Genomic DNA, 11,257 nt, shown 5'->3' with positions numbered 1-11,257 from the left:
GAGGAGCCAAAAGTCACCATCAACCCGATCGGTGAGCAGAAGGTAGGGTCCAAATTCGAGATCGCCGGAACCACCAACCTTGCATACGACGAGAACGATCTGCTCGTTGAGGTAACTTCATCCTCATTCAAGCCGACCGACAAGTCACAGAGCGGTGAGTTCAGTGGCGCAACCGGAACTGTCAAGGTCCAACAGGGCACTGACGGTTTGAACACGTGGACATTCACTGTTGACACATACTGGTTCCATCCAGATGAGTACATCGTCCGTGTCTCAGGCGTTACTACTGATGCGGTTGCGACTACACAGTTTAACCTCGTTGAAGGAGGATAGGTCGGGAACTCATCGCAAAAATGGGTATTCACAACCTTCAATTTATTTGGGATGAATACTGTTTTCTTCTGTCAGGTCTGGGGCTCCCAATGGGCAATTAGGGTTTAGATAACAAGACAATTCAGATAAATGTCATCGGGATCGATGAGAGGTGGGTCGTTCCTATTTCGTAACCAACCAATTACCCTCTAAAAAAAGAGGATACATATCCGGTTTAGTCTAAATCAAATGTTAAACCAGAAACAGAAAGCAAATATTACCGATGTATCAGGAATTATATTAACGCATACCCGCCTCTCGAGTTTTAACGATAATTATCAGGTTAATGCCTATACCTTTCCACAATCACGAGGGAAAAAGAGAAACCCCCCTCTTTTTCATCCCCGGATCCACTTCACCAGACCACCCAGCTCACTCATATGATCCATCGATAATCCTGCTAAAAACAGGGGATCCATCGTAATAGACCCGTCATCCTGTTCCTTAACTGACTCTGCAATCATGGCTGCAAACTCAAGCGACGCCCCGGCCAGTGAAACATACTGCCGGTACAGAAGATATGCTGCTCCCCCGTTCAGAACTGCAAACCCAATCGAAATCCCGCTTACCAGTTCTGGTATCACAGTCTCCCCCCATACCGCACAAGATCACTCACCGACATATTTCCTGAAACAAACCCACGACTCTCCATCGAACGATTCCCCTGAGTCTGTGAACCCAGAAGCATCATCCCGCTTCCGTTCACTGTGGTCATTCCAAAGAGATCTGAACCTGTCGATCGCATAATTGAATACGTACCCTGCTGTAGTATCCCCGATGAATACATGGATGCCTCCCCGGTCTCATGGTCATATGGGATCGAAAAAAGATCACAAATCTCCCTGATATCTGGTCTCTTAAGAATACCGAACGTAGAATCAGAGAACAGGATTGGGCCAGACCCCCGAACTGAGAGATCTGATTGCATCTCATCCTCTCCTGATACTGATCTGCTCACTTGTGCTGAATCAAGTGCCATCGCACGTGAAACAAACGACCCATTCTCATCTGAACCGGCTGTTGCAAGCATGACCGAACCATCGGTACTTATCGTGGTAGCAAGATAATCAGCACCTGCGATCCCGGCAAGAACCAGACAGATAGACCCGGCCACAAGCAACAGTGCTTTCATCCTCTCTCCCAAAAAAGAGGAGAAGATCATGCCAGGATGGCAACCGTATCAGCCCAGGTCTCAAGACCGGTTCTAACCGCATCATCCTCGTAACTGGAGACAGTGACACTGTCACGCTTAAAAGTGACCGAATAGAGCTCGCCATTACTGTGATGGGCCTTGAGGGTGCAACTGAATGAATCCTCTGACGAATCCCGTGATGCAGTCACCCCGGTCCCCATACCGCTCGTGATCGCGGCAGTTCCTGTAATTTGAGTGACTGCGGTGTTGACTGCTGCCATAGTCGGTCCCCGTACCGGAATGCTCCCCACCGTCTTTGCCTCGGCATTCTCATATACAACCGTGGCTGCATAGGCTTCCTTACTCTTTTCAACACCTGGTTTTGTTACTCCTGCTGATTCATACGCAGTGCATCCCCATGGATTATTATCCAGAATATCCTGGATAAGAGCGTTAAAGGCGGTATAATCAGCAATCGGAGCTGCCAGATTCCGAACTGCTGATTTTACCACACTCTTCTGTGTAAAATCTCCCATTTCATACCCCATTGTCGCAATCGTGCGACAATATCAGATATGTGGAGCCATGATATAACCTTCCCGGAACAGGAGACAACGGGGCTCCCAGAATCCCCGGACACCTAAACGGGGACAATTAAGGAGCATTAGTTGTACATCCATACGTTTCTCACAAAACCGGGCAGACCTTACCTTGCGCGTAATTCGTAACACGTTTTCAATGATACGCATCACCCGCAAACCGGGTCCATATAACCGGTTTTGATACCTACGCTGAAAGCTGTACCACAACCTTTAGAAACATGACGGGAATACAGTGTTTTCACTGTCATCCCGGAAATTTAACAGGATAATGAGATGCAAACCGTATGACAGCACAGATGATATCATGATATCAGGAGATGACGAATGAAAAACCGATACCCCCCGACCGATGACTTTGCTTGCAGGCTGATCACAGTGGGGAGTATTCTTAGTATCGCTACCAGTTTCTTAATCCTATCCCTTATCTGGAGACAATACCTGATGTTTTCTCCTCCCATTCATGGGTTTGGACCATCTCGCGGCATGATACAGCCCCCTTCATCACCAGGGAACAACCATGTCCGACTCATCTAAACACCAGACCCGGCGGACCACTGAGTATGCTGTCAGGAATCTGCTACAGAGACATGGATATGAAGTGGTAAGGGTGACCGAAAGGCAGGGAGCACTTCCTGCTATGTTTCATCTGGTTGCCTGGAATGATGCGAGAAAGATCCTGTTCATCAGGATCGGATCACCACGGATGCATCGTGACTCCATCAGGAATGAGTTCGCCAGCTTAATCGAGAGAATCAAAGGTCGCCAGTACCCGGGTGAGATTCAGTACTGGATCAGCGAGAATAACAAGTGGAACCGGTACCTGATCTGTTCTGGTGGAGCGTTTCGTATCATCGGAGGCCTGACATGAGGCAGGAAATGCACTCAAATGCAGATTATATCATTCCCTGCTCCTCCCTGACATCAGGAACAAATCATGGGATCCCGGAAGATCAGTATGACCCATGATGATCGGAACGAAGAGATCTTCAGGACCCTGCAATATCTCTCTGCCCCCGGGCGGGTAATTGAGATCCGGATTATCGGAGAAGATGGTATATCTTCAGGGTATTTTGATGATTTTAAAAGAGCGACTACGGATCTTCTTGAACGGGAGACCGATACTCATGTTTCAGGAGTGTATGTCACCCTCAACGAGGTGAACAAGGCACTCCTGGCACGGCGGGCAAACCGGATCAAATACCGGCTCGGGAAGAATGATTCCTCAACCGGCGACGGTGATATCACCCGGAGATGGTGGCTTCCTATCGACCTTGACCCCGTCAGACCTGCAGGTGTCTCCTCTTCAAATGAAGAACATGCACGGGCACTCACTCTTGCCCGGACGATCCAGGAGTTTCTCACGGCAATCGGATGGCCAGATCCCCTGATTGCAGACTCCGGAAATGGTGCCCATCTCCTCTACCCGATCGATCTTCCCAATGATGACGCAAGTAAAATCCAGATTAGGTCGGTCCTGGAACTGCTTGATACCAGGTTCTCACATGCGGGTTGCAAGGTTGATACTGCAAATTTCAATGCTTCACGAATCTGGAAGATATACGGGACAACATCCAGAAAAGGCGATAATCTTGCAGACCGTCCACATCGAAGATCGCGGATTCTTACGGCTCCATCGGTGAGCAGGCGACTTTCCGGAACCGATCTCAAAAATCTTCTGAACCGGTATCAGGAATCAGAAATCAGCAGAGGTCATATCAACACGGATACGAATATCACCCCTGATACTAGCATCGCAGTCGCTGATTCTTCCCTTGATCTCGGTGCCTGGCTGAAATCCTATCATCTTAGTGCTACCTCAAAACCATACCAGGGAGGCACCTTATATGTCCTGGATGAATGCCCTTTTTCAGATGCTCATAAAGACGGTGCATTTGCGATACAGTTTGCAAACGGAGCCATATTTGCAGGATGCCATCACAACTCATGCGGGAGCGGAAAACAGCGATGGCCTGAACTCAGATCACGGTACGAAAAGAATGATATCGGATCAAGGCTTGCAAGACTGCGATCCGGGAGGATCAGAGCGCAATATGCCGCAGAACATGATGAACCAGATGACTTCACTACTGAGCCACGATACCAGACTCTCTCAGATCGTGAACCTGAACAATATTCAGATCGTATCGTTGCCCAGGCAGATGAGATCCTCTCATCTGGCGATCCTTTTGCATTTATGCGGAACATATTTGGCAAATACCACGAAGGGGATCAGCAGGTTGCACAATGCCTGATTCACTCACTGGTGTCACGAACGGTGCTGAACAGTAAAGGGTTGCATGTCTCGATATCTGGTGAATCTGGAAAAGGGAAATCCCATGCCATTGACACCATGCGTAATCTTGTTCCTCCTGCATTCAGGATAGAAGGACGAGTGAGCGATAAAGCCCTCTTTTACATGGAAAATCTACAGCCAGGAACGGTGATCACCCTTGATGATGTGAGTCTTTCAGATCAGATGCAAGAGGTTCTGAAGGGTGTCACAACCTCGTTTCAAAAGCCGTTTCCCTATCGGACGGTAAACAAAGATCGGAAACCACAGGTTTGCATGATTCCTGAACGGTGTGTCTGGTGGATAGCAAAGGTTGAGGGTGCAGGTGATGATCAGGTCTTTAACCGGATGTTAACCTGCTGGATCGATGACACTGAGGAACAGGATCGGAAAGTTCTGGATCGTACACTGGCATCAGCGGAGGAGATGCCTGATGCAACATGTGATGTAAATGAGGAGGTGATGGTTTGCAGGCAAATTTGGAATGATCTGAAGCCGGTCTGGGTAGTCATTCCTTTTGCACGGAGAATCAGATTTCAGTCTGCTGAAAACCGTCGTAATCCTGACATGTTCCTCGATCTTATCAGGACAAGTGCAGCAATCTGCCAGCGTCAGCGTGAAGTCAGGATTATTCAGGATATCACCTGTGTTATCGCTACCGAGCAGGATTTCAGACAGGCTGCAAGTCTTTTTGTAGCCCTGAATGGAGAGACGGGAGGACAGGATAACAAACTTACCAAACGCGAATCAGCACTGATAAAAGCACTATCGTCCTTTGGATCGGTTGAAGTAACGGTTGCAGAACTACAGCAGGTGACCGGCTGGACCAGCAGTTCTGTCAGCAAACTACTCCATGGTTACTTGTCATATGGAAAGGTATACTCGGGAATACTGGATAAATGCCCTGCAGTCTCATTTCTTGAACGATCAGTCACCAGGGGTAACGAAGGAGAAACCACCTATCGGAGAGCACGGGTGTACATCTGGGATCCCGAACTCTATGCTGCATGGATGAAAGGAGGTTCGATCTGGCTTGCCGGTGAAGACTCTGAAGATTCTGATCTTCCTCCAGACAGTTCAGACGGTGATGATTCAACTCTATCGTCAGGAGATGTGCCAGATACCCGGGATTCCAGTGCACATGAACGGGGCCAGAATTCCCTGGCACGGGATGATTCATCAGGTACTACCAGATCATCAACCCGTACTGGATGTTCCCTGTCATCGATCACCTCACGTGATTTCATAAAAATCGAGGGATTCCCGGATAGAAGCCGGTGCTGTATCTGTGGGAAGAGGCCAACGTGGTACAGGCACCGAGATGATACTACACAAGGTCAGGATCAGGAGGTCAGAAAGATCTGTGAAGTATGTTATCACCAGGCTGTTTCACGAGAAGCAGCGGCCATTATTCCCCTCCCTGGCGTAATAGACACAGCAGCGATGATACATCGTGATACTCCGACCGGAAGATGCCAGGTCTGTTCACTCAGACCAGCAACGTGGTCTGATCCAAACGGCAGGATCACCATATGTGAGGTCTGTTATCAGCGGGAACTGGGGTATCCCACCCGGAAGAAAGCTCGATAGAGCCGAATTGCCAGGCCCCGGACTTTGATGTGGGGGGGAGGGAGGGTGAACCGGGGCATATACAGGAGGTGGTAGTATGAAACGGGTGGTTACCCAGCATTGCAGGAGGAGCGGTTGCCCTCATCTGGTCTGGGAGTATTATCTAACTTCACATTACCCGCAAAAAAAACGTAGACGGGGGATTTGTATTTTTCTCGGAAAACAACCGGGAAATATGTACTTCTGTCCGCTTGAAGCGGGCATGAAGATAACTCAGGAGGAGAGCAGTGGGGGCATTTATCGAAACGGTAAGACAGGGACATCGGTTTGAACTCTGTGGACGAATAATCAGAGATGACGATGGACTGTTGATCTTTATCGACGGAGTTGGCAGGTTTTCTATCGCTTCCGGTATTATTACTGCAACACTTTTGGGACTTGGTGACTGTGTAATCCAGGGAGAAATTCCAGGTTCTGCCCGGCTATCTGAGAGCGGAAGAGGATTTTACCTTGATATCGGAGGAGTGTCGTATGTTATCCCTGTTTCCCGGGTACGGGCAGTCATGGGCGGGGAGCATCGGAAGGGGCCGGTGAGCAGAGTGAGGTAAGGAAAATATCAGTTTAGATCAGAATTCTCATTCTTTTTTGTTCGTGGGTGTCCCGTGTCCGGAATAGTGGAACCCTGGTTTTCGGTGCAGTATGATCTGTTCTTTCTTCGTTGATGTATGCATTTGTAAAGGTCCAGGATTGTTAACCGGATCTCATCTGCAAATACCAAAGCATGGTTCAGGTTCACGGTGTGTGAGGGCATCATAGATCCTTATGAGATGTCTGCAGGATGCAGGTGAGCGATCAGGCGGGGGGGCGGGAAGTTGGCGGGAGATACAGCCTGTGGGCGGGAGGTCCCGCCCAGTTTTTATGAGCAAATCGGGCTTATTATTGATAATAAGAATAAATAATGTAATTATAAGTGGTATGGGCGGGAAAAAAGGAGAAGAATAGTGATGTGCGAATATACGAACTGATGTCTTCGGGTACATAAGTTCCCGTTCTCCCGCCCAGGATCTGATTCAGTCAATATTTACGGCATTCAAGCAAATTGGTTAAAGGATAGAAAGCGGATCGGTCCCGTTAGAAGAGGGCGGGAATGGTCAGAGATCAGATCGGTTGGGATATTTGCGATCCGAGATACCATGACATTGTTCAGGATTTACAGAGCGTTCCTCTCCAGTTATTCTGCTCTCAAACTCAGTGCATACATGAAAGAATGTAGGTTAATACCGGGAGTGAAATTCATGGGCATTCGTAAATAATCGCCAATAGGATGGAAAATTCCAGATAACCATCAATAATAAATGGGAACCTGCGTAATATAGAGAAATAAGGTGGAGGACTGATGACTTTTGAATATTGAAGACGATCCTGGATATACGATTCTGCGTAACAAGAGGAATGTTACACGGTTTCAGATTCTGGTCCAGATCGCTGAACATCAGCCTGCAGTCCGCCAGCAAGAGATTGCAGCAATGCTTGGGGTTACACCCCAGGCGATATCAGAATATATCCGGGATCTAATCGATGAAGGGATGATGGAAGCTCCTGGCAGAGGAAGGTATGAAGTCACCCGAGAAGGTATCGAATGGATTCTCCAGAATGCTGAGACCCTTGAGACCTTTGCCAGGCATGTACGGCACGACATCATTCATCAGATTGCAGTATGGACTGCTATTGCTGATGAGGATCTGAATAAAGGGGACCGTGTGGGAGTGTATATGAAATCGGGTATTCTTTATGCATCCCGGTTACGGACTTCTGCAAATGGAGAAATCGCCATGGATACTCCAAAAGGAGAAGAGACTGGAGTTATCAAACTTGATGGGATCATTGACCACGCTGAATCTGTGGTGCAGGTCTGCAAAGTCCCCCGGGTAGAGAGGGGAGGCTCAAGACATGTGGAACTGGACAAACTCAAAGAGGTTATGAGGACTGTATCGGTTGTTGCCTGTGTTGGTCTCGAAGCATGGGTCTCTCTCAAAAAAATTGGAAGGGTTCCGGATCTCTATTTCGGTTCACGTGAGGGTGCTATAGAAGCAGCTCTTCATGGGATTCCTTCAGGTATCGTCATCGTGGATGAGTTTTTCACCGATTTTCTTAAGCAACTTGAGCAGGCTGAACTCAGTTACGAGATCCATGACCTGGTATCAGAATGAAAAAGGGTATCCAGTGGCTCAGAATTACCATCAATTTTTCGAAACGCATTATGATAAACCGAGATCTATCATCAGTATCCTCGGCATTATGAAAAATTGAGACATTGTATAATTTTCTCATTTATTGCATCATTTCTTCCGGAAACATCTCTTCAGAAGAAACCGGTGTCTGATTCTGGATATTAACCGGAACCAGATCTCCGGTTTTTATGGTATAATCTACGGAGGCGAAATCTCCTTCAATGGTCAGGTAGTATCGGCCTTCGCGATACAGGGTCATGGTCTGGATCTCCTCGTTTGGATATCCCCGGTTGTATCCTCCAACTGCGAGAACATTCTGCCAGGGATCAAAAACCGAGAGTTTTACCCAGACATCACGGGGTGAGGAGATATTCGGGTGAACGGTGTAGGTTATAGAAAACGGACCGGTAGTGATATTCAGGTCTTTTCCAATGGCATTTCCAGCCAGCCCCACCGATCCGGAGTAAGAGGTGTTTAGTACTTTTCGATAGTTGGGGGTATCATTCTTCAGGATAGAGGTATGGTTGAGAATGGGTGTAGGAGTAGGAAGCATGGAGTATGGATTCCAGTCGCTGATATTTGAGAGGAGAGGAGTAGGGGTTGGTGAGGGAGTCTCTTCAGGTACTGGGAGATCTGACGGCATCTGGGTTGAAACATTCGTGGAAATCGGATTATCCTCTGATTGAGTGGAGGGTATAGGTGTTTGTTCTTGTGGTATATCGGTCAGTTCCTGAGAATAAGAGGGGATTTTTTCACTTCCGGCAGAACAGATGAGGTAAATTATGAATACAGCGAGTATTCCCTTCGCTCTGATCGATAATCCATCATCCCTCAATCAACACCTCACTCCGGGATATCATCGTATTTTTATAATACATCTCCAGGAAGAAGGTATTACCAAGATTTTTCGTCTGATTAAACCAGTATGGGGAATACCGGGAATCCAGAATATCAGACTGGAGAGAAGAGAGATTATGTTCCCCTGACTTATTGGTGATATAATTCACATCACCGGGTTTGAGCGAAGTGATACCAGTTGCCCAGGATGAACCATTCACATCGGTGATAAACTGTTTTTCGACCTGCGAGGAGTACTGGGAAGCATTCCTTCCAAAAGTCTCAGAAGGTCTGACCATGACCTTCACAATAGAATTGGGGAGTTGATCACCGCTAACATTCCTGATCTCCATCCCGTTGGAAATTCTCTAGGTTTCCTGCATAGTGACTGAAGGAGCCTTGGATTCAGTCTCCATCAGGCCACCGGCATAACTGTTCACTATCGCAGCGATGATCAAGGTGAGGGTGAGCATCAGAAGAACTCCGATTACCGGAGATACTGCCTCATCATGCATCTTATGTCTCCGCCGTGATCTCTTTGTCTGCTATGATGGCACCGGATGGAACATGGACAAGTTGAATGCGAATTGGTGTTCCATCAGTAATACCGCCGGATTTATCATCCCAGCCATCGCTCAGCACTGCATCCATCGAAGCGGGTACAGAATTATTTACATTCATCCGTGTTCCAGCCAGCAGGGTATAATTCCCAAAATCCGATCCCCCATCTCCTGACTGAACACCAGGCCCATATCCCAGAGGGTAGGTCTTTCCATCAGCATTTACCGAATTAGGCATAATTACACGCCGGTTCGGTTGCGTACTCTGGTTTCTCCATTCGGTTTGGAGTTTCAGATCCCGGGTTTGAATCCCTTCACTCACCGAGATCACCCTGATATCCAGAAAACTGTTGGCTTCAGTGCTAGTGTCATGTACCATCGAAGCCTCAAAGAGTAACTGCGGAGGCTTTGATTGTGATTTGGCGATACCCCCGGTAAAACCGCTTATGATTGCAGCAAGGATCAGGGTCACGGTGAGCATCAGCATGATACCAACAACCGGTGAGACCGCATTATTTTTCCTGGAACACGAAGGATGTTCCCCGATACGAGATTCAGTTTTTACTCCCATATTATATTTCCACTCTTTTCAATACCATTATCGACAAAAATAACTCAATTCGATGAATCTGCATAATGTAATCTCGAACCCGGGGGTACCTTGTCAGGATATATGCATCACATATCTTTACTTAATTAAAGATAATTTTATCTAACTCATTCAGTAGATCAAAAAACTAAAAATGACATCGACTAATGCGAGTAATTCATCATGGCCGAACGAAGATCTACATGAGTAAATCATGAGAACCATCAGGCTTCATGTTATCAAAAGTGCATTGCTTCAAAGGTTTTCAAGAAGGAAGAGATCTGATAATTCCCACCGACCCGGGTATCCTCATGGTTCTTGGCGATCCATGAACGAGGAGGCACTCTGGAGGTAATTGAGAGATAAAACCGATAAAATGAGTCAAAAATGGAAAATAATGAGCATTTAATTCAATATCCAGAATTCAGACCATATATTTCCGTGAAAAACTGTTCTTGCATCCTCATGTTATCCCTGTTTTCCTAGACACAACGGGTAAAAGTTCATCCCCCATATCAGTTTAATAGTGACCCCATAGGAAAACGCATATCCCGTGACATATTAAATTTAAGGCTCAAATTGCCCCCAATTTATATTCCCATATGACCCTGATTAAATTGAATCAAATTTCCGTCAAACTTCGAATTTAATCCCTAATTGCGATCTTTGTATCAGGTACTTTTCAACAGGAAACTATCCGGCCTTTATCATACCTAATCGACCACGATATACCGGATTGCGGGTCTTCTCACGTGACAATTTTGAGATTCATTCATCCAGTGGATGTGGAATCCCTTTAGATCTGGGATCAGATTATGGCAAGAAAAAAGACTCTGAAACATCTTGCATAAGGTTTGATGAATTCTCCTCTCCCCAAATTAATCCATATATCATCTTTCCTATTTCACCGAAACAGATTCCTAGTGCCTCTCGCCACATTCATCAATGACCTATGAACCATTTAATGCATCGATCCTGAAATCGGTACATAATTATCTCATACTATACCGAAAATGTGTATTCAGGAAATGTAATACAAATTTTTATCTATTTTTTTGTATTACATATAATCACG

Annotated in this window: 11 protein-coding genes and 1 pseudogene; 5 read left to right on the top strand and 7 right to left on the bottom strand. The window is 46.7% G+C overall.

All coding sequences use genetic code 11. The annotated features are described in order from the left end of the window. Positions 1 to 333 (top strand): annotated as a pseudogene (locus LUQ50_RS04500) (PGF-CTERM sorting domain-containing protein); the annotation flags it as partial. Between the two features lie 377 nt (positions 334 to 710). On the opposite strand, the gene LUQ50_RS04495 reads toward LUQ50_RS04500, so the two are convergent. From LUQ50_RS04495 to LUQ50_RS04485, 3 genes are read right to left on the bottom strand one after another with little or no spacing between them, the layout of a single operon-like run. Next, positions 711 to 956 carry a hypothetical protein gene (locus LUQ50_RS04495; RefSeq protein WP_300036807.1) on the bottom strand — a complete coding sequence of 82 codons (246 nt, stop codon included), beginning with the start codon at positions 954 to 956 and terminating at the stop codon, positions 711 to 713. Further along, a complete protein-coding gene (locus LUQ50_RS04490; protein WP_300036804.1) occupies positions 953 to 1,504 on the bottom strand; it encodes a hypothetical protein in 552 nt (183 codons plus the stop codon). The genes LUQ50_RS04495 and LUQ50_RS04490 overlap by 4 nt, the downstream gene beginning before the upstream one ends. A 26-nt stretch (positions 1,505 to 1,530) precedes the next feature. Continuing rightward, on the bottom strand, positions 1,531 to 2,040 hold the full coding sequence (locus LUQ50_RS04485; protein WP_300036801.1) for a hypothetical protein: 510 nt from the start codon (positions 2,038 to 2,040) through the stop codon (positions 1,531 to 1,533). 583 nt (positions 2,041 to 2,623) lie between these two features. Here LUQ50_RS04485 and LUQ50_RS04480 point away from each other — a divergent pair. The 4 genes from LUQ50_RS04480 (at position 2,624) to LUQ50_RS04465 (ending at position 8,175) form a co-directional block, all read left to right on the top strand. Continuing rightward, entirely contained in the window at positions 2,624 to 2,974 is a 351-nt protein-coding gene (locus LUQ50_RS04480; protein ID WP_300036797.1) for a hypothetical protein, read from the top strand. A gap of 66 nt (positions 2,975 to 3,040) precedes the next feature. Next, positions 3,041 to 5,986: a hypothetical protein gene (locus LUQ50_RS04475; protein ID WP_300036794.1), complete on the top strand. Its 2,946-nt coding sequence runs from the start codon at positions 3,041 to 3,043 to the stop codon at positions 5,984 to 5,986. Positions 5,987 to 6,252: 266 nt separating this feature from the next. Continuing rightward, a complete protein-coding gene (locus LUQ50_RS04470) occupies positions 6,253 to 6,573 on the top strand; it encodes a hypothetical protein (protein WP_300036791.1) in 321 nt (106 codons plus the stop codon). 795 nt (positions 6,574 to 7,368) lie between these two features. After that, on the top strand, positions 7,369 to 8,175 hold the full coding sequence (locus LUQ50_RS04465; protein ID WP_300036788.1) for a MarR family transcriptional regulator: 807 nt from the start codon (positions 7,369 to 7,371) through the stop codon (positions 8,173 to 8,175). Between the two features lie 121 nt (positions 8,176 to 8,296). Here the strand turns inward: LUQ50_RS04465 and LUQ50_RS04460 are convergent, their stop codons facing one another. The 4 genes from LUQ50_RS04460 to LUQ50_RS04445 all read right to left on the bottom strand — a co-directional run bounded on the left by LUQ50_RS04460 (position 8,297) and on the right by LUQ50_RS04445 (position 10,164). Further along, positions 8,297 to 8,839 (bottom strand): hypothetical protein, encoded by a 543-nt coding sequence (locus LUQ50_RS04460; RefSeq protein ID WP_300036785.1) that lies wholly within the window; start codon positions 8,837 to 8,839, stop codon positions 8,297 to 8,299. 181 nt (positions 8,840 to 9,020) lie between these two features. After that, positions 9,021 to 9,386: a hypothetical protein gene (locus tag LUQ50_RS04455; protein WP_300036782.1), complete on the bottom strand. Its 366-nt coding sequence runs from the start codon at positions 9,384 to 9,386 to the stop codon at positions 9,021 to 9,023. A gap of 15 nt (positions 9,387 to 9,401) precedes the next feature. Further along, a complete protein-coding gene (locus tag LUQ50_RS04450) occupies positions 9,402 to 9,548 on the bottom strand; it encodes a type IV pilin (protein ID WP_300036779.1) in 147 nt (48 codons plus the stop codon). 1 nt (position 9,549) lies between these two features. Continuing rightward, positions 9,550 to 10,164: a type IV pilin N-terminal domain-containing protein gene (locus LUQ50_RS04445; RefSeq protein ID WP_300036776.1), complete on the bottom strand. Its 615-nt coding sequence runs from the start codon at positions 10,162 to 10,164 to the stop codon at positions 9,550 to 9,552. Between the last annotated feature and the right edge of the window lie 1,093 nt (positions 10,165 to 11,257).

It is taken from the genome of Methanospirillum sp. (genome assembly GCF_028679455.1).
Lineage (GTDB): Archaea > Halobacteriota > Methanomicrobia > Methanomicrobiales > Methanospirillaceae > Methanospirillum.
This window is presented reverse-complemented; position numbering and strand designations above follow the sequence as displayed.

What these genes read in the sequence shown, in the direction of transcription:
- LUQ50_RS04490 (WP_300036804.1), bottom strand. Translation starts at nt 1,504, where the DNA reads ATGAAAGCACTGTTGCTTGTGGCCGGGTCTATCTGTCTGGTTCTTGCC.
- LUQ50_RS04485 (WP_300036801.1), bottom strand. Translation starts at nt 2,040, where the DNA reads ATGGGAGATTTTACACAGAAGAGTGTGGTAAAATCAGCAGTTCGGAAT.
- LUQ50_RS04480 (WP_300036797.1), top strand. Translation starts at nt 2,624, where the DNA reads ATGTCCGACTCATCTAAACACCAGACCCGGCGGACCACTGAGTATGCT.
- LUQ50_RS04475 (WP_300036794.1), top strand. Translation starts at nt 3,041, where the DNA reads ATGGGATCCCGGAAGATCAGTATGACCCATGATGATCGGAACGAAGAG.
- LUQ50_RS04460 (WP_300036785.1), bottom strand. Translation starts at nt 8,839, where the DNA reads ATGCCGTCAGATCTCCCAGTACCTGAAGAGACTCCCTCACCAACCCCT.
- LUQ50_RS04455 (WP_300036782.1), bottom strand. Translation starts at nt 9,386, where the DNA reads ATGGAGATCAGGAATGTTAGCGGTGATCAACTCCCCAATTCTATTGTG.
- LUQ50_RS04450 (WP_300036779.1), bottom strand. Translation starts at nt 9,548, where the DNA reads ATGCATGATGAGGCAGTATCTCCGGTAATCGGAGTTCTTCTGATGCTC.
- LUQ50_RS04445 (WP_300036776.1), bottom strand. Translation starts at nt 10,164, where the DNA reads ATGGGAGTAAAAACTGAATCTCGTATCGGGGAACATCCTTCGTGTTCC.